This window comes from Gilliamella sp. BG1 (genome assembly GCF_046635625.1).
GTDB lineage: Bacteria > Pseudomonadota > Gammaproteobacteria > Enterobacterales > Orbaceae > Gilliamella > Gilliamella bombi.
Window position 1 is genome coordinate 16,211 of the sequence record NZ_JBIDFG010000008.1, and the last position, 19,590, is coordinate 35,800.

The 19,590-nt window shown below is 32.9% G+C and carries 19 protein-coding genes; 9 read left to right on the forward strand and 10 right to left on the reverse strand.

Annotation, left to right across the window (positions count from 1 at the left end; genetic code table 11):
- Positions 1-143 precede the first annotated feature (143 nt).
- From ACGH80_RS05245 to ACGH80_RS05280, 8 genes are all read left to right on the forward strand, one after another.
- The gene (locus ACGH80_RS05245; RefSeq protein WP_411630644.1) at positions 144-2,597 is read left to right on the forward strand and encodes a DMSO/selenate family reductase complex A subunit; all 2,454 of its coding nucleotides are present in this window, start codon (positions 144-146) and stop codon (positions 2,595-2,597) included.
- 21 nt (positions 2,598-2,618) lie between these two features.
- Positions 2,619-3,233: a DMSO/selenate family reductase complex B subunit gene (locus tag ACGH80_RS05250; RefSeq protein WP_411630645.1), complete on the forward strand. Its 615-nt coding sequence runs from the start codon at positions 2,619-2,621 to the stop codon at positions 3,231-3,233.
- Positions 3,230-4,075, forward strand: a complete 846-nt coding sequence (locus tag ACGH80_RS05255; protein WP_174799354.1) for a dimethyl sulfoxide reductase anchor subunit family protein — start codon at positions 3,230-3,232, stop codon at positions 4,073-4,075. Before ACGH80_RS05250 ends, ACGH80_RS05255 begins: the two co-directional genes overlap by 4 nt.
- 301 nt (positions 4,076-4,376) lie before the next feature.
- The gene (rpsL, locus tag ACGH80_RS05260) at positions 4,377-4,751 is read left to right on the forward strand and encodes a 30S ribosomal protein S12 (RefSeq protein WP_034883792.1); all 375 of its coding nucleotides are present in this window, start codon (positions 4,377-4,379) and stop codon (positions 4,749-4,751) included.
- A 99-nt stretch (positions 4,752-4,850) separates the two neighbouring features.
- A complete protein-coding gene (rpsG, locus tag ACGH80_RS05265) occupies positions 4,851-5,321 on the forward strand; it encodes a 30S ribosomal protein S7 (RefSeq protein ID WP_034915550.1) in 471 nt (156 codons plus the stop codon).
- A gap of 113 nt (positions 5,322-5,434) precedes the next feature.
- A complete protein-coding gene (gene fusA, locus ACGH80_RS05270) occupies positions 5,435-7,537 on the forward strand; it encodes an elongation factor G (protein ID WP_065590403.1) in 2,103 nt (700 codons plus the stop codon).
- 68 nt (positions 7,538-7,605) lie between these two features.
- Positions 7,606-8,790: an elongation factor Tu gene (tuf, locus tag ACGH80_RS05275; protein WP_411630646.1), complete on the forward strand. Its 1,185-nt coding sequence runs from the start codon at positions 7,606-7,608 to the stop codon at positions 8,788-8,790.
- Positions 8,791-9,250: 460 nt separating this feature from the next.
- Positions 9,251-10,213 (forward strand): aldo/keto reductase, encoded by a 963-nt coding sequence (locus ACGH80_RS05280; RefSeq protein ID WP_411630647.1) that lies wholly within the window; start codon positions 9,251-9,253, stop codon positions 10,211-10,213.
- A gap of 946 nt (positions 10,214-11,159) precedes the next feature.
- Here ACGH80_RS05280 and ACGH80_RS05285 read toward each other — a convergent pair.
- The 9 genes from ACGH80_RS05285 to ACGH80_RS05325 all read right to left on the reverse strand — a co-directional run bounded on the left by ACGH80_RS05285 (position 11,160) and on the right by ACGH80_RS05325 (position 18,484).
- Positions 11,160-12,755: a hypothetical protein gene (locus ACGH80_RS05285; RefSeq protein WP_411630648.1), complete on the reverse strand. Its 1,596-nt coding sequence runs from the start codon at positions 12,753-12,755 to the stop codon at positions 11,160-11,162.
- The gene (locus ACGH80_RS05290) at positions 12,748-12,969 is read right to left on the reverse strand and encodes an ABC-three component system middle component 7 (RefSeq protein ID WP_411630649.1); all 222 of its coding nucleotides are present in this window, start codon (positions 12,967-12,969) and stop codon (positions 12,748-12,750) included. Before ACGH80_RS05290 ends, ACGH80_RS05285 begins: the two co-directional genes overlap by 8 nt.
- A complete protein-coding gene (locus ACGH80_RS05295) occupies positions 12,969-13,742 on the reverse strand; it encodes an ABC-three component system protein (RefSeq protein ID WP_411630650.1) in 774 nt (257 codons plus the stop codon). Before ACGH80_RS05295 ends, ACGH80_RS05290 begins: the two co-directional genes overlap by 1 nt.
- 209 nt (positions 13,743-13,951) lie before the next feature.
- Complete coding sequence (locus ACGH80_RS05300) at positions 13,952-15,598, reverse strand: DUF927 domain-containing protein (protein ID WP_411630651.1); 1,647 nt, start codon at positions 15,596-15,598, stop codon at positions 13,952-13,954.
- A gap of 181 nt (positions 15,599-15,779) precedes the next feature.
- The gene (locus tag ACGH80_RS05305; protein ID WP_411630652.1) at positions 15,780-16,181 is read right to left on the reverse strand and encodes a hypothetical protein; all 402 of its coding nucleotides are present in this window, start codon (positions 16,179-16,181) and stop codon (positions 15,780-15,782) included.
- A 507-nt stretch (positions 16,182-16,688) separates the two neighbouring features.
- Entirely contained in the window at positions 16,689-16,889 is a 201-nt protein-coding gene (locus tag ACGH80_RS05310) for a helix-turn-helix transcriptional regulator (protein WP_086320814.1), read from the reverse strand.
- On the reverse strand, positions 16,882-17,193 hold the full coding sequence (locus ACGH80_RS05315; protein WP_086320813.1) for a hypothetical protein: 312 nt from the start codon (positions 17,191-17,193) through the stop codon (positions 16,882-16,884). The genes ACGH80_RS05310 and ACGH80_RS05315 overlap by 8 nt, the downstream gene beginning before the upstream one ends.
- Before the next feature lie 311 nt (positions 17,194-17,504).
- Positions 17,505-17,963, reverse strand: coding sequence for a RadC family protein (locus tag ACGH80_RS05320; RefSeq protein WP_306244850.1), 459 nt, complete (start codon positions 17,961-17,963; stop codon positions 17,505-17,507).
- Positions 17,960-18,484, reverse strand: a complete 525-nt coding sequence (locus tag ACGH80_RS05325; protein WP_411630653.1) for a hypothetical protein — start codon at positions 18,482-18,484, stop codon at positions 17,960-17,962. The genes ACGH80_RS05320 and ACGH80_RS05325 overlap by 4 nt, the downstream gene beginning before the upstream one ends.
- A 250-nt stretch (positions 18,485-18,734) precedes the next feature.
- Between ACGH80_RS05325 and ACGH80_RS05330 the strand changes: the two genes are divergently transcribed.
- Positions 18,735-19,130, forward strand: coding sequence for a hypothetical protein (locus tag ACGH80_RS05330; protein ID WP_086320810.1), 396 nt, complete (start codon positions 18,735-18,737; stop codon positions 19,128-19,130).
- A 14-nt stretch (positions 19,131-19,144) separates the two neighbouring features.
- Here the strand turns inward: ACGH80_RS05330 and ACGH80_RS05335 are convergent, their stop codons facing one another.
- A complete protein-coding gene (locus ACGH80_RS05335) occupies positions 19,145-19,528 on the reverse strand; it encodes a helix-turn-helix domain-containing protein (RefSeq protein WP_034915655.1) in 384 nt (127 codons plus the stop codon).
- Positions 19,529-19,590 lie beyond the last annotated feature (62 nt).

A 19,590-nucleotide genomic window follows, 5' to 3' on the forward strand; every position in this document is an offset into this window, starting at 1 on the left:
TAATCTTATATAATTCTAACAGCTATCTATTTAATCATCGCTTCATTCGATTCTTATTAATTTAAACAGTTTTCGTTTTTAGTTTGTTTATTTCTTTTTTAGTATTATTATCAACAAATCCCATATTTATATCAGGGAATAATGTGAGTAAACTACAGAATAAAATAACCCGACGTAATTTTTTACAAAAATCATTAACTATAGCAGGTGTATCTGTACTAACGAATAATATACAATTGCCTTTTGTCTATGCAGAGCCAAACACCAATGCTAGAAGTAAGATAATCCCTACTAATTCCACAGATGAAGAAAAGATTGTTTACAGTGCTTGTTTAGTAAACTGTGGTAGCCGTTGTCCTTTACAAGTTCATGTCAAAAACGATATTATTACTAAAATATCATCAGAAGATGGGATTAATGATTCCGTTTTTGGCTTGCATCAAATTCGCCCTTGTCTTCGTGGTAGATCTGTTCGTTGGCGAACTTATGATCCTGAACGTTTAAAGTATCCTATGCTGCGCATTGGTAAACGTGGTGAGGGTAAATTTAAACGTATTTCATGGGATCAAGCCATTAGTCTACTAGCCAATAAACTTAAATATACCATTAATCAGTATGGCAATGAGGCAATTTATTACCAATATGGTTCAGGTACAACAGGAGCTAATCTTTCTGGGCGTAATGCATGTAAGCGTTTTTTAAGTACAATTGGTGGTTTTTTAAATTATCATGGCGATTATTCGAGTGGGCAGATTTCAGCTATTCGCCCTTATATTTTTGGTAATGCTAAGGATTCTTTACTTGATCAGATAAAGCATTCTGATTTAGTTGTGATGTTTGGACATAACATTGCCGAGACCCGAATGTCGGGTGGAGGGCAAGTTACAGAGCTTTTTCATGCATTAGAACAAAGTAATGCCCGGGTGATTATAATTGATCCCCGTCGCAGCGAAAGTGTGGTGGCGTATAATGCTGAGTGGATCCCGATAATTCCCGGTACCGATGCTGCGTTAGTTGCTGCTATTGGCTATGCTTTACTTGAAGAAGATCGTATTGATGATGCAATGCTCAATCAATATTGTGTTGGTTGGAACACTGAGTCATTGCCTGACAGTGCACCGCCTTTTAGTGATTTTAAATCTTATATTCTCGGATTGGGTAACGATAGAACGCCTAAAACACCAGAATGGGCAGCTAAAAAGACAGGTATTCCTGCGGAACAAATTCGTAAGCTAGCACTGGATATTGTTAACGCTAAAGCTGCATGGATTTCTCAAGGTTATGGTGTACAGCGCTGGCAAAATGGCGAACATACCGCACGTGCGATTATGATGCTACCTATTATTACAGGACAATTTGGTAAACCTGGTACCAATATTGGGACGTGGGGTGGGAGTGTTATTTATCCTATACCTAGTTTTAACCTTCCAAATCCTGTTAAAACCAGTATTCCTTTCTTTCTATGGACGAAGGCAATTGAAGATGGGCCAAGTATGACAGCTAGAAATTCTTATCTCAAAGGTAAGGAGAAGTTGGATGTAGGTATTAAATTTATCTGGAATTATGCTGGTAATGTAATTGGCAATCAACATTCAGATCTAAATCGTACTCACCAAATTTTACAAGATGAATCTAAATGTGAATTTATTCTTGTTTGGGATACGCATATGACTGCATCAGCCAAATATGCTGATTTATTGCTGCCTGATGTTTCATCAGTTGAAAATAATGATTTGATTAATAACTCTTATTCATCTGGTGCGTATAGTTATTTAATTCGTATGCAACGTACAATTAATCCGCTTTGGGAAAACCGTGCAGCTTATGATGTATTAACCGATCTTTCTGAAAAGCTAGGCGTAAAAGATAAATTTACTGAAGGTCGTTCTCAAGATGAATGGATAGAATATTGTTATGAGCAATTGCGAAAAAATGAACCTAATTTACCTCCTTTTGCTGATACCGATGGTATGGGAGTAATTGAGCGTAGGCTTGCCGATAGTGATAAACAAATTGGTTTAAAAGCTTTTAGAGATGATCCTATTAAAAACCCATTAAACACGCCGTCGGGAAAAATAGAAATCTATTCAGAGGCATTAGCTAATATTGCCAACAAATGGGAGCTTGATGCCGAAGATGTTCTGTACCCAATTCCAGCATATTTGCCTGCTATCGAAGGGAGCGAAGATAAACTAAAACGTAAAAAATACCCGTTGCAACTTATTGGATTTCATACTAAAGGGCAATGCCATTCCTCTTATAGTAATTTGCCGCAATTGCGTGAAGCTGTTGCTAACAGCCTTTGGATTAATCCATTCGATGCCGAGCAAAGGCAGATTAAGCATGGGCAATTGGTCGAGGTTTATAACGATCGTGGTCGTTTGTATATTCCTGTTAAAGTTACGCCACGTATATTACCAGGAGTGATTGCGATTCCGCAAGGAATGTGGGCAAAAACCAATTCTATAGGGATTGATATTGGCGGATGCATTAATCGCTTAACATCATTGCGCCCAACAGTACTTGCAAAATCGAATCCGCAGCATACCAATCTGGTTGAAGTTAAACCATTATCGGTTGCAGGATTAACATTGTAAATTAAAGAGTGGATAATAAAAATGCAATATGGATTTTATATTGATTCTTCAAAATGTACCGGTTGCAAAACCTGCCAACTCAGTTGTAAAGACGAGAAAGACAATGCTTTAGGTGTTCATTTTCGCCGTGTTTATGAATATGGTGGAGGTACTTGGCAGTTGGTTGATGGTATGTGGCAAAACGATACCTTTGCCTATTATTTATCTATCTCGTGTAATCATTGTGAAGAACCAACTTGTGTACAAGGTTGCCCAACAGGTGCGATGCATAAACGAAAGCAAGATGGTTTAGTGGTTGTTAATCAAGATGTTTGTATTGGTTGTCGATATTGCGAAATGCGTTGTCCTTATGGAGCACCGCAATTTGATCATCAAAAAAAGGTCATGTCAAAATGTGATGGCTGTTATGAACGTGTAGCCGAAGGTTTAAAACCAGTATGCGTTGAATCTTGCCCTCAGCGTGCGTTAGATTTTGACGAAATTGAAAAACTATGTCACCGTTATGGTGATGAATGCAATATTGCACCACTACCAAGTTCACAGCTGACTAAACCTAATATTGTGATAAAACCACATGCACATGCTAAAGCATCTGGTGATACCTTAGGTAAAGTACTTAATCCTGAGGAGGTATGAGTTATATGCATGAATTACCATTGGTATTTTTTACGGTACTCGGTCAATTATCTGCTGGGATGGTGCTGATTGGTGGCATCTCATCTTTAAGCCATTATTCATACAGTTTAATTAAGATAAATAAAATGAATATGGCGGCTCTGATTGTAATGGCTGTTGCAATGCTTATTGCTTCGCTACATTTAGGTCATCCTTTTCGGGCTCTTAATGTTATTTGGGGTATTGGTCGTTCGCCGATGAGCAATGAAATTTTTTCCTTTGGTCTCTTGTTTGGAATAACATTAGTATGTGTATTACTAACTTATTTTTCTTATCATAATGATGGTAAAAAATGGCTATTGGTCAACTCACTTTGTCAACGTATATATCAAATCCCCAATTTTTCTAAAATATTATCTTTATTGTTGATCTTTTTTAGTTTAATTTTTGTTTGGATGATTGCTCTTACTTATATGCTACCAACGGTTAAAACCTGGAATACCTATTACACAGCCATTCAGATGTATACCTCTATGCTAGTGTTAGGAGGAATTGTTGCAATAGTTTTTGGGATATATCGAATTGGCATAATTTCTTTCTTTATTGGAGTAATATCGATTCTGTTATTAAAAATTCCTTATATTAATTTAATAACCTCAGTATCACCTGAACTTACCCCAAAACAATATATTTGGATGTTAATTCAATGCCTATTATTAGTACTCGCACTTGTTTTAGTTTTTGTAAATATTTATCGATCTAAGCAATCAACAATAATTTACTCTGTTGCTTTTATTATTGTTTTATTTGCCGAGTTATGTGGGAGAATTGCGTTTTATAATTTATGGACTATTCAAATGTAAAATTAATAACATTTTAATGTTTTTAATAACAATAAAAACATACTATACAATAGGGACTGTTGATTTTTTTACAAAAAATAAACAGATATACTAGTGTCTTTCTATAAAAATAACGACTATCTTCTATAAATAATTAATACCAAGATCAAGCACTTATTGATAGCAAAAACTTGACATTATCTCCCCTGGGGTCTAGAATCTTGCGACCCAAAACTTATACACATAGGTTTTGGTCTACAGTTATTAATTACGTATCTAAAAAGCAATTTTAAATTTATTTTAATTAATCAGGAGCTTATTAATGGCAACAATTAATCAGCTGGTACGCAAACCAAGAGCACTAAAGGAAGCAAAAAGCAACGTTCCTGCCCTTGAAGCATGCCCGCAAAAACGCGGTGTTTGTACTCGTGTTTACACAACTACACCGAAAAAACCAAACTCAGCATTACGTAAAGTATGTCGTGTACGTTTAACCAACGGTTTTGAAGTTACTTCTTATATCGGTGGTGAAGGTCATAACCTACAAGAACATAGTGTAATTTTAATCCGTGGTGGTCGTGTTAAAGACTTACCAGGTGTTCGTTACCACACTGTTCGCGGTGCATTAGACTGCGCAGGTGTTAAAGATCGTAAACAAAGCCGTTCTAAATACGGTGTTAAACGACCTAAAGCTTAATGGAACTCCGTTAAGTAAGGCCAAACTATATAATTCCATTTAACTCATTTGAGTTTTGGGTAAACCTGAAAATTTATAACATATAAACGGAGTATTCCAATGCCACGTCGTCATGTTGTCGGTCAAAGAAAAATTCTTCCTGATCCGAAGTTCGGTTCAGAGTTACTGGCGAAATTTGTAAATATTTTAATGATAGATGGTAAAAAATCTATCGCAGAATCAATCGTATATTCAGCTCTTGATAAATTAGCTGAGCGTAGTGGAAAAGACCACTTAGCAGCTTTTGAAGTTGCATTAGATAACGTAAGACCAACTGTAGAAGTTAAGTCACGTCGCGTTGGTGGTTCTACATACCAAGTTCCTGTTGAAGTGCGTCCAGTTCGTCGTAATGCACTTGCAATGCGTTGGATTGTAGATGCTGCACGTAAACGTGGCGACAAATCAATGGCTTTACGCCTAGCGAATGAACTTATGGATGCTTTTGAAAACAAAGGTACCGCTGTGAAAAAACGCGAAGATGTTCATCGTATGGCTGAAGCTAATAGAGCGTTTGCACACTATCGTTGGTAATATTCGCACTTATAATTGTATAAGTGACTTGAATTTGGACTGATAGCCCTTATCTGCTATCGGTCACCAAAATGATGTTTTATTAAGCAAACGATTCTAAACAGAGGATTAATATGGCTCGTACAACCCCTATAGCACGCTACCGTAACATCGGTATCAGTGCACATATTGACGCAGGTAAAACAACAACGACTGAACGTATTTTGTTTTATACTGGCGTTAGTCACAAAATTGGTGAAGTTCATGATGGTGCAGCTACCATGGACTGGATGGAACAAGAACAAGAACGTGGTATTACTATCACATCTGCAGCAACAACAGCTTTCTGGTCTGGCATGGGTCAACAGTTTGAACCACACCGTATCAACATCATCGACACCCCTGGACACGTTGACTTTACAATCGAAGTTGAACGTTCTATGCGTGTTCTTGATGGTGCAGTAATGGTTTACTGTGCGGTTGGTGGTGTGCAACCTCAATCAGAAACTGTATGGCGTCAAGCAAACAAATATAAAGTTCCACGTATTGCATTTGTCAACAAAATGGACCGTATGGGAGCTAACTTCTTACGTGTTGTTGATCAAATCAAAACTCGTTTAGCAGCGGTTCCAGTCCCTTTAGTTTTACCAATCGGTGCTGAAGAAGGATTTACTGGTGTTGTTGATTTACTTAAACGTAAAGCAATTAACTGGAATGATGCTGATCAAGGTGTAACATTTACTTATGAAGATGTGCCAGCTGACATGGTTGACCAGGTTGAAGAATGGCGTTCTTTCTTAATAGAAACTGCAGCTGAAGCAAGTGAAGAGTTGATGGAAAAATACCTTGGTGGTGAAGAGTTAACTGAGCAAGAAGTGAAAGCCGCATTGCGTGAGCGCGTACTTGCCAACGAAATCATCTTAGTAACTTGTGGTAGTGCCTTTAAAAACAAAGGTGTGCAATTCATGCTTGATGCTGTTATTGAATACTTACCAGCGCCAACTGATGTACCAGCAATCAAAGGTGAATTACCAAATGGTGAAGCTGCTGAACGTCACTCAAGTGATGATGAACCATTCTCATCATTAGCGTTCAAAATTGCAACAGACCCATTTGTTGGTAACTTAACATTCTTCCGTGTTTACTCTGGTGTTGTTAACTCTGGTGATACTGTTCTTAACTCTGTAAAAGATAAGAAAGAACGTTTTGGTCGTATCGTTCAGATGCATGCTAACAAACGTGAAGAAATTAAAGAAGTTCGCGCAGGCGATATTGCTGCTGCAATTGGTCTTAAAGATGTCACAACAGGGGATACTCTTTGTGCTGAAAGTGCACCAATTATTCTTGAAAGAATGGAATTCCCTGAGCCGGTAATTTCGGTTGCTGTTGAACCAAAAACTAAAGCTGACCAAGAAAAAATGGGCCTTGCTTTAGGTCGACTAGCACAAGAAGACCCTTCATTCCGTGTTCACACTGATGAAGAATCTGGTCAAACTATTATTTCTGGTATGGGTGAACTTCACTTAGAAATCATCGTTGACCGTATGAAACGTGAATTTAAAGTGGAAGCAAATGTTGGTAAACCACAAGTTGCTTACCGTGAGACAATTCGCAATGAAGTAGAACAAGAAGGTAAATTTGTTCGTCAGTCTGGTGGTCGTGGTCAATACGGTCATGTATGGTTAAAAATCAAACCATTGGAAGCTGGTGGCGAAGGCTACAAATTCAACAACGAAATCGTTGGTGGTGTGGTTCCTAAAGAATACATCCCTGCGGTTGATAAAGGCTGTCAAGAACAAATGAAAAACGGTGTTCTTGCTGGTTACCCAATTGTTGATGTTGAAGTCACTATCTTTGATGGTTCTTACCATGATGTTGACTCATCAGAAATGGCATTTAAAATTGCTGGTTCAATGGCATTTAAAGATGGCTTCATGAAAGCTAAACCTGTGCTTTTAGAACCAATTATGAAAGTCGAAGTTGAAACTCCAGAAGATTATATGGGTGATGTTATCGGTGACTTAAACCGTCGTCGTGGTATGATCGAAGGAATGGAAGATACTGCAACAGGTAAAACTGTTAAAGCACAAGTTCCACTTTCAGAAATGTTTGGTTATGCAACAGACCTTCGTTCACAAACTCAAGGTCGTGCTTCTTACTCAATGGAGTTCTTGAAGTACAATGAAGCACCAACAAATATTGCAACCGCAATTATTGAAGCTCGTAAAGCGAAATAATTTTATCTAAATAAAGTAACGCTCCCCTTAATAATTTAAGGGAAGCGATTTAATAAAGGAACATTAAGATGTCTAAAGAAAAATTTGAACGTACAAAACCCCACGTTAACGTTGGTACAATCGGCCACGTTGACCACGGTAAAACAACTTTAACTGCTGCAATTACTTCTGTACTTGCTAAAAAATACGGCGGTCAAGCTCGTGCATTCGATCAAATCGATAACGCACCAGAAGAAAAAGCACGTGGTATCACCATCAACACTTCACACGTTGAATACGATACACCAACTCGTCACTATGCACACGTAGACTGCCCAGGCCATGCTGACTATGTTAAAAACATGATCACTGGTGCGGCACAAATGGATGGTGCTATCTTAGTAGTGGCAGCAACAGATGGTCCTATGCCACAAACTCGTGAACACATCCTTTTAGGTCGTCAAGTAGGTGTTCCTTACATCATCGTATTCTTAAATAAATGTGATATGGTTGATGACGAAGAATTATTAGAATTAGTTGAAATGGAAGTACGTGAACTTCTATCTCAATATGATTTCCCAGGTGATGATACTCCAGTAATTCGTGGTTCTGCGCTTAAAGCGTTAGAAGGCGATGCAGCATGGGAAGACAAAATTGTTGAATTAGCAGAAGCATTAGATAGCTATATTCCAGAGCCAGAGCGTGATATCGACAAACCATTCCTATTACCAATTGAAGACGTATTCTCAATTTCAGGACGTGGTACAGTAGTAACTGGTCGTGTTGAACGCGGTGTAATCAAAGTTGGTGAAGAAGTTGAAATTGTTGGTATCAAGCCAACCACTAAAACAACTTGTACTGGTGTTGAAATGTTCCGTAAATTACTTGACGAAGGTCGTGCAGGTGAAAACGTTGGTGTATTACTACGTGGTACAAAACGTGAAGAAATCGAACGTGGTCAAGTACTTGCAAAACCAGGTTCAATCACTCCACATACTGATTTTGAATCAGAAGTGTATATTTTAAGCAAAGATGAAGGTGGTCGTCACACTCCATTCTTCAAAGGTTACCGTCCACAGTTCTACTTCCGTACAACTGACGTAACTGGTACTATCGAATTACCAGAAGGTGTAGAGATGGTAATGCCCGGAGATAACATCAAAATGACAGTATCATTAATTCACCCAATCGCAATGGCAGACGGCTTACGTTTTGCGATTCGTGAAGGTGGTCGTACTGTTGGTGCGGGTGTTGTTGCTAAAGTTATTAAGTAATCAAACTTACCGTAATAAAGAGCAACTATTGATGCTCTTTATAATCAGTAAAAAAGGTGCATTTAGGTGTGCCTTTTTTATTTTTTAATCAATAATTTCATATATACTTAAAGTTAACTAACCGCAGTAACCTTATATTTTCTACAGCATTATAAAACGTCAAGCCTCGAACATATTTCCGTTAAAAGAAAGCCTTTAGCCAATTATTCTAAATGTCTATTAATACTTTTACTAATTTATCTAGCATGTTTTTAGTACATCATTGATATTAAAAATAAATTTCACTATTTACAGTTATACATAAGGTTGTTATTAGTGAATTTAATTCATGATACTATCAATTAGAAACTTATTTATTTCAATAAATATAAGGGTTAGAATAATTTATCGAAAATATATTATTCGCTTATTGTTAGAAGGATAAAGTTTATTCAAATTAATTTTTACAAGGGAGGATTTTATGGAATATTTACAACTTGGCAACTCTGAGATTAAAGTGTCTCGTCTTTGTTTAGGATGTATGAGTTTTGGTGATCCTGCCAGTAAAATGCATGCATGGACACTTAATCCCGATCAAAGCGAAACAATTATTAAACATGCACTAGATTTAGGAATTAATTTTATTGACACTGCCAACACCTATTCTGCAGGTACAAGCGAAGAATATTTAGGACGGGCAATCAAAAAAAATATCGCTCGCGACAAAGTCATATTGGCAACAAAAGTCTATTTTAACGAAGGACACCTATCAAAAACCGCAATTGAAAGGGAAATAGACGGATCGCTTAAACGACTTGGCACTGACTATATCGATTTATACATTATCCACCGCTTTGACTACACAACACCAATTGAAGAAACAATGGAAGCTTTACACAATCTTATCAAGGCAGGAAAAGTCAGAGCTTTAGGAGCTTCGGCTATGTATGGATACCAATTTTATAACATGCAACTTGTGGCAAAGCAAAATGGTTGGACGCCTTTTATTTCTATGCAAAATCACTACAATTTACTATATCGTGAAGACGAACGTGAGCTTATTCCTATCTGCCAACAATTTAATGTCTCTTTAACACCCTATAGCCCTTTAGCCGCAGGCAGACTTGCTCGTTTAGAGTGGCAAGCCGACACCTTACGCAGCCAAACCGACCAAGTCGCCAAGTCTAAATATGACAGCACGCAAAAAGCCGATACCAGCATTGTACAAAAGGTTAATGAACTTGCCGAAAAATATGGGGTAACCATGACACAAATAGCACTAGCGTGGCAATTTGCTAAAGGAGTGACAGCACCAATTATTGGAGCGACTAAAACTAAATATCTTGATGATGCAGTTGGAGCTATTAAGGTTTCGTTATCGGAAGATGATATTGCTTATTTAGAAGAGCCGTATATACCGCATCGTATTGTTGGGGCGATTTGATTTGTGAAATAAGATGATTACGAAGAAGTTAGCAAACTTTTTAGCCATTTGATGAAATAAATAGCAGTATGATTTGGGGGGGAATTTGTGCCTCCCTAATGTAGTAGTTAAGTTTTCTGACACAGCTAATTAGTTTTATTCCAACAATAAAAGAGGATATACCCATTCTCTTTTTAACGTATCAAGCAAGCATTTAAAAATAACCCCAATCAAAGCCCAAAAAATAACATAGATAGCCATTGTTTAGAATTCGTCTTGTTTTTTGATAAACCCGTACTTTGTTATTTCTGACTGGCAGAGTAAAAGTAACCTTTTTTAGAATTTAGATCCTCTTTTTAAGTAATTCAGTCTTTTTTTCATTTTTTTATTTTGATGATCTTGACAAAACCCACAAATAAGTTTGTGTATTTGCCTATTTTGAACAACTCTAATGAGTAAAAATAAGGTACATATAAAATAGACAAACAAAAATTGAGACAAATGGAAGCACAGTTAGCCAAAAGCATAAAAATATTATAAGCTGGCGTCAGTTGAATTTTATATTTAGTGTTTTGATTAATAATAACATTATTATTTTATTAAATTGAAATATAACTAAACATATAACTATGATAAGTAACTTCAATATCATATGTTCTAATTCTACAGCATTCTTCTTTCGAGTTTTTGACAGGGATTATGTTTATCTAGAAAATCTATCATTTCACGAGCATTAAGTGTTAAGCCTGGCTTGTAACCAATTTTGTCACTAAAAAATGATCTAAAAGATGTATTTGTTGTAATCATATTATCATAAAGTTTACTTTTAGATTTACAGAGGCTAGTCCATGGTAACGAAAAACGATAATGTGCAAGCACCATATTTATTATTTTTCTTCAGAATTTTGAGTAGAACGCTAATAATGCTCTATAAAATAATCTGAACACGTAGCATACACACAAACTTTTAAGTCTTCTTTTTCCAATCGACTTTAAATGCAATATTATCTTTATCTAATTTCAAAAACATTGAATCATAAACTATTTGTTGTATTTCTTTTTTATACTTTTTGACTTCATCAATCGAAATAAATATCTGCTTTTCAAATGAACAATAAGTACCTATTAAGTTTTCAACCGCAGAAATGCCTAAATTTTTAAATAATAAACTATCATGAATAAGGCACGGTAGAAGTGTATTATCTAGAAAAGCTAAGTCCAATGATATTAAATTAGAAAATCCTTTACCAGTTCCTCTATCATCACCACAATCAAATATATATTTTTTATTGTTAATGAGTAATTTTGGTTCTATTGGGTTGTTTGGATATATGTTTTTTATAAAAATAGCCAATGATTTATTAATTATTATTTGAATTCTAGAAATTGACTCTACTAAGATTGTATTAATATTTGTATTAATATAATCAATTTCTTTTTTTAAATTATCACTTAATTCAAAATATTTATTTTGAATCTTTAGAGTTTTTTGTTCCTGATCTGACTCTAGAAGAATATCCAACAAAACACTATTTTTATTATCTAACTCAATATTTTTTTTGAGTTTAGAGTCAATACTATCTATTTGGCTATTTATAAAATCTAAATCCTCTGACAATTTCGCTTTATCAATCTTCAATTGTTCATTTAATATCGTCGCTATACCGTTATGAAATTTATCAATATTATTTAACTTATCAATATTAATTGAAGGGATTAATTCAATTATGGCGGCTAATGCGCTAGTATCTTTCCCTTTTTTTAACATATTACTTTCTATTCTATGTAAGCTTACTTTTGTTTTCTGTAATAATTTTAATAGCTTTTCTTTTTCTACCATCAAATTATAATTGTCATCATTTAAAATTTTATATATATCAGTTATATTTAAACTCAATGTCTCTTTCAAATTACTTATTTTAGAATTTAAGTCTTCAATAGTAATTTTATTTTTTTCGAATTGTTTTTTTGTTATTTTTTTAACGGAACCTGAATTGAATGTTCCATTAATATCCATTCTATTTTTTTCTTTAATTTTTTTATTACTTTCTAACAGCTCTATTTTTTTGTACTCATCAAAAAATTTGAGTAATCTTTTCTTGATTAGTGACCAAGATTCTTTTGGAACAATATGTAATGGCTCTTTCTCATTATAGTTATTTCTTTGATAAATACGGAAAAATGCACTCACACACTCACGAAAACTTAGTTCAAGTTTATCCAAACCGTACATCACTTGTAAGAAATTTCTATACTTTTCAAGTTGCCAAATTTCATTTTCCTCTAGACATAATACATTATCAGGCTTATTAGTATTTCTGATAAATGAGTAAATTTTGTCGAACTCAAATGTTATTTTTACATCAAAATGACCTATATTTTTTATAACATCGTCACACTTTTCTGGAAAATCATCCCCAGCAAATGCAAAATCGATAAGCATTAAAACTGAAGATTTTCCTATTGAATTATGTGCATCATCGGCACCAATAAGCGTATTTAATCCTTCTTTAAATAGTAAAGAAGTTTGAGTTAATCTCTCGCATTCAATTGACTTAAGCAATTATAATTACCTCATTATCTAAATCTAACTTGATTTTTCCTAAAACAAATAGAACATCTAATGCTTGAATAAAATCAGGTATATCAATTAAATATTTATTCGTAATATTATATAACTCAATAGGACTCATATTATTTTCAATAAAAGGTAATATTTTTGTAGCTTTAAACAAACTACTTTCAGATACTTTTATTGCTTTATTTGGTAATATCATTATGAAAATATCTCACAGTTTTGTATAAAAAAAGATACTAAAATTTCAGCTTTGGGCGTTTTATCTATATTAGTCTTCATTTCAAACCATTTACACATATTTTCATAAATTTCATCTTGATTTAGCTCTTTCATTTTTAATGCAAGATAGTAACTCTTTACTTGTTGAAAAATAAAATCAGTTCTGGCTTTATTTTCTAGTTCTAAAATTTTGAATGATTCCTTTATAGGCGTGTAATACATTTTTATATATGCTTCTGTTTTAATTCTATTTGGTACACAAAATGTATCGTTTGTTTTATTTGATAGAGACAAAGCATCTAAACTAAGTTCTGTATTCTGCATATCATCTGTGTTTAGTGCACTTATTTTTTCAGCGATAATAGAAATATCTTGATGTAAACTTTGATTATTCCATATACTTTCAACTTCCTTTATTTTAAGAATTTCTTTTTTTATGGCTACGAGTTGACGATAATCATCCACTGTTTTATTTGTATCATATTTTTTATGGCAAATCTTACATAATGTTATAAAGTTATCTTCACTATCAATCTCTTGTGTTATTTTTTCTTCATTTAATAACAGCTGTTTTTCTTGCTCAGTAGGATTAAGTGGGTAAATATGAGCAACATCAAAAACCCGAATATTCGATTTATTAGTCTTTTTCACTATCAATGGACAATTGCATAGAGGGCAGCGACTTTGAACCTCTGAAAGCAAATACATTTTTGAAGTATCATTAACATTTCCTCTATCTGTTTTTCTTGTCAATTAACTCACCTTAATTAAATACAACAGGCATGAAAACGATTTTAGTAATTATAACCATCAGGCTATTCAACATTTTACGAATGATAGGCTTATGGTAATTAATAATTATGGATAAGTCTAATAATTTTAATGATATAACTATAAAATTGCTCTAGAACAATCTCTTGCTAATAAAAATATCAGCAAAAGATTGTTTAATCTATTATTAATTAAATTTTAATACAATACCGCCTCTCAATCGTTTTACTAGCCTTATACCCCTTAAGTTTATGGCGAATCTGCCTTGTATACTTTAGTTTTCCGCATGGTTCCTCTTGTGTTAATAACATGCCTTTGTCCACCAAATATCTCAGGAAATCTTTGGTATCTTGTTCACCACATATTTGTTGTAAATACTTCTTGGTAATAGCTAAAACGGATTGATTATTAACTTTACATTGAACAACATCAAACGATTTGATATCTTTTTCAGTATACTTGCCACTATTTTCAAGCAAATCAACATAATCGTGTTGTTTAAGATTATTTAAAACGTCTTGATAACGTTGTTCATGTTCAGGGATACATTGTGAATAGCGATAGCATTTAGTTATACCATTCAATATATCCTTCCGTTCAAATGGTAACACCTTATATTTAGTAGCAAGACAACCTGCTGCATATACGAGAGCAAATTTATCGGCAATTCTCACTTCAATACCATTATTTAAATCAACTTTGATATTTTTCTTGAAATAAGTAATTCGTTTAGCAATAAAATCAATAACATTAGCTTTATCTTTATTAAGTGCTTTTATTAAGCTATTTAAGAAATCATACTTAGGACTACCGAAGTAACACTTGCAAGCGGACTCTAAATGCTGTACAAATTCAGAGGTTGAATTGAACCCATCAGGTAAACTATCTAAAATACCATATTGTTCATTAATTTCCGCAGGTATATCAATAACACGCACTTTTTCACCATTAAGCTTTTCAGATCCCCCTTCAACAGCATATTGCTGTAAACTCTTCTCACCATTGCTCAATAAAAATGATCTCCATTCAGCAGTTCTTTCTTGATAACGTTTTGACTTAACTTTTCCTTTTCCATTGGCAAAAACATAAATTGCTTTTTGAAGTCGACTTGCTCTCTGTTTTGCTGTATCGGCAATAGTTTGAGCATCATCTAAAATTAATAAAGAATCATTAGATCTTTCAGCAAGTTCTTCCATGCCAGTTTCAGTCACATTCCATTTTTCATTGTTTAAATAGCGACCAATAACCGATGCGGCTACGTATGTCATAATACTTTTACCTAAAGAACTACGTCCATAAATATGGAACCCTCCGTTTTCAATAGTAGTTAACGAACAAATTATTCCTGTAAAAGGTAAGCATATAGAAAGCATCAACAAAGGACTATAGTGAGCATACTTAGCTACATGTTGTTGCCATTCTTCTAAGGAACCTTGTTGATCATTGTTGGTAAATGAAAAAGAAGTACTTGGATGTAATAAAGGTCCATATAGCTCCTTTTTTTGACCGATGACTTTATCTCTTTTATCAAGATAACAATTACCAACAAACCCTGGTCGATAGGTTAACAAGATCTTATTTTTAGTAATCGAACTTAACCTTTCAGATACTTCTTTCCAAAAATCAAGAGTATTATCACGAGGATCACTAAAAATAAATCCATGCGCAATACAATCACATTTAAGTTTTCGTGGTTCACATGCGAGCTCCGCTTCGATTAATCTTCGAATAGGTTTGTTTGGATTATCAGTTGAATGTTCAATATAGATATATGATCTATTTGATTGTTCGTAACTTTCAGTTCTTCCTAAAAGTTTTATATAATTTTTTTTAAACATATTAATGTTCCTTAAAAGGATTGGTTAATTAAAACAATCACCCAATCACCCAATAAAATTGTAAAAAGAGAAATTGTTATCAAATAGCTATCCAAGTTAAGTAGTGTTGTAAGCCAACAATGCTAGAACTACTTATTAGGATGCGATAACTACACTAAATAATGTAATAACTAGGATTCAACTAGCTTTTTCTATTTAAATTTTTAGTAAAATTAGGTAAACGAATACCATATTTAAATATCAAGTTATTAAAACCAAAACGATCAAATTTCACTAAAGCAATCACCTTTTGTTCACCTTTTAATGATATTTTCCTTGTGTAACGTTTACCTTCATACACATAAGAAGTCACCATTTGAGGCATAAACTTAAACAAATAACTAATCTGCTTAATAGGATCATTTAGTTTTTGAACTAAGATTGGACGTTTTCGTACACCTTTTCTTATTGAATGTTTGTTGATATTACGAGCAACAGTGCGCAAACATTCAATTGTTTTAGTGTCGTCAGGCGTAATTAGATGGATATGAGGTAACCAAGCATTGATATCCTGATGATAATCAAGTTCAAAACAACCAATCATTTGAGAATTGATACCTACATTTCGAATACGATGGTAGAAATTATTTTTATATTTCTTAAGATTAAACCTCTTTAAATTCTCATTATTTAAGTAATTATAATCAATGATAGTAATCATGTTGTAAGTTTTACCATTTATATATTTAAGCATGAATGATAATATGCTTAATCGAATAGCCCGTTTACATTCATGACAAATAGGACTAATACATCGTGTATCTGGGTAACAATTGATTAATTTACTTAATAATTTATACCTTATTCCAGAATAAGGTAGTGATTTTTTGCGGAGAAATTTTAGTTCATTCTCTTTATTCTCAATAGTTGAGCGAATAGACTCGAAATTCGAGTCTTGATTTTTTTTCATAATTTATATATTCTATAAAAGTGCATAAATAGGCTTTATTCCTATTCACATCATTGATATTAGTAGTTGTATTTTTGTTGCGGCAACAACAAAATATACAGATAAAGCTACTGAGATTAATGTATTAAATTTGAAATTGGCTTAGCTTAGCTTGACTTTACAACGGGTAAGCCAATCTTCAATTTCTTCCAACTTAAATGCAATTCGCCTTTTACCTAGTTTATAAACATGAAATTCCCCCTTATCGGCTAATGACATTAAAGTATTTCTACAAAGTTGTGTCATTTCTTGTAATTCCGACATAGTAATAAGTCTACTAATGTTAGATTCATCATTAATCATTTTTTTCTAATTCCTCCTTTTGTTTATTGATACGAGTAGATCCTAAGCGGGCCCAATTTTTTAGTGATTCATTTTTGACAAAAACAAAATTGTCATCGAAATCTAAAAAACCTAGCCATCCATATTTAGTCATTTCGAAGAATAATTTCTTTTCAAAATTGTCAGGGAGCTGATTTAGATCTGCAGCTTTTTTTATGCTACTTCGTGTGATTCTAAATCGGCTTATTTCTTTATCATTATCTTTATTGTAATCATCTCTAGATGCTAAAAGAGTTTTTACAACTAATTTAATAGTTTTTTTCATTTATTAATGACCTTATGTTGTTGGCACTTGATTGCAGATTATATTGCATTTACACAAAAAATCAAATTATTTTTATAAATGGGTTGTTATTTATGTCCATGTAGTAATTTATTTTGTTTTTATGGTTTGCTGAAAAGTATGAACTTATAATGAACTAAAATAATCTTTTATATCGTTTTTAACGAAAAGAAATAAAATATAGAGTGAGATATTGCAAGTTTTAAACATATACTAAATGGAATTTGTAATTAAATGTATCGAGAATATAAATCCAATTTGACAATTAAATACAACTAAATAGCATCATAGTATTAATAGTATCCATTTTTTTTCAATGAAAGAAAATTATGTTTAGCAACAATAAAATGATCTAAAACTGTAACATCTATTAGGGATAAAACTTGTTCTATTTTTTTTGTTAGTCGAATGTCTTGTTGGCTTGGTTTGCATTCACCACTAGGGTGGTTATGAACTAAAATAACTGATATAGCATTATACATAAGTGTTTGCTTTGCTATTTCTCTAGGATATACACTCGTTTCATTTATTGTCCCTCTAAATAGTTCTTCAAATGTAATAACTTGATTTTGCTGATTTAAATATAAAACACCAAACATTTCGTATTCATATAAACCAAAGTTTAAAATAAAATAATCTTTTACATCATTAGGACAACATAGTTTTTTGCCCGTGTGTATATATTTGGCAATAATAGCTTTAGCTTGATTAATAATATCTAGGTCATGTTCATTAATAGTTACTATCGTCATATTACACGCTCAAAAAAATAGATATCATCTAAACCTAGCTGATAGCGATTTTGTGTATTATTAATTGAAAATGAACTTAGACGTGCTTTATTAAAGCTTGAACTATCCAGAAAATGGATGAAATGCTTATCAATATGGCTAACAACACTCCAATGATATTGAGTACCGATGATAACTGAGGTTGATTGACCATCTTTTTTGTTAAGAAATTGATTTATTTCCTTAAATAATTGAGTTTTTTTTATGTGAAATTTAGAACGATAAGGCATACTTATTTGTATTGGATAATGTTGCCGATAATAGCCTTTTGCTAAAACAGACTCAATTAAACTATCCATTTCAACATTACTCATTCCCGTATCAACTAAATCAATAAGATTATGTTGATGATGAAACTCATTAACCAACTTAAGATACAATAATTTACGTTTTATTTTACCTTTATAAAGGTAGGAAATCATATTCACTAAACTGTAAATACCACAAAAATTATCTAAGTCCCCTTGTTTGGATAGTTTCATCTATTATTAATTTACTATTCATTTTGTTATGTTTTTATAAAGTTAATTATAACAAAAAAGTAACAAAAAGTAAATTTTATTTAATTAAATCAGGGGTTTAATTAAATTGTTTGATTGTTTTTTTAAGTTGTAATTTATTTAACCAGTCCATTATTTAATATTCTTATAAATTTAACTTAGCAAAACTAAAACAATATTTTGTGTTTACATAATTATGATATAACCAATTCAAGCCCAAAAAGGAGTGTATATGAAATTGCAATTTAAACATAAAAAGTCTAACTGTAATAAACTATCTAATCATCTTTCTGATCTTTTTAATAAGCTAATTAATAATAACCCACAAGCTTGTGAAACCAATGAAATAGCACAAGGTTTTGGTGAATTTGGTTTAAGTATTACTAATCCTATTCCTGTGAATAGCATACAGGGAATTGAAGATTACTTATCTCATCTACGTTTAAATAATGGTGCAAAAATAAGTTGGAAAAGGATAGGAAGTACAGGTGCTGATAATATTAGTAATGTTATTGATATATATGAAATCATGACCTATAAAGGTGAAACAATTACTGATTTATATATATCACCCTATCATTTAAAAACGTCTAACAAAGCTCCAAAGGGTTTTAAAATCTTAAAATAAAAACTTATTTTTTATTACATTGTATCAATCAAAATGATAATTGCCCGTTTTTGTTCAACTGATAACATATCCCAACGTTGTAATAAACGGGCTTTTAGGTCATTTTGTGTAGAATAATATCCCGTTTTGTTTTCACTTACTTTATTGGAACTATTAAAGATATAACTTTGTTCTTCATCAATAAGAAACCAACTTATTGGTGTATTTAATTTATGTGCAATTTTAGTTAAATGATCCAGATTAATTTTATTAATCCCTCTTTCGTAGCGAGATAATTGCTGAGTTGATAACTCTACTCGTTCAGATAACTCAGCTATAGTTAAATTGTTTTCTTTTCTACAGTGTTGTATGCGCTTTCCTACTTTTTTATCTATATCAGATACAGGTACTTTTGCCATTAAATGTCTTTGCTCATAACTAAAATTTAAATTGGTATTTATTGTCGAGATGTTAGTCTTTT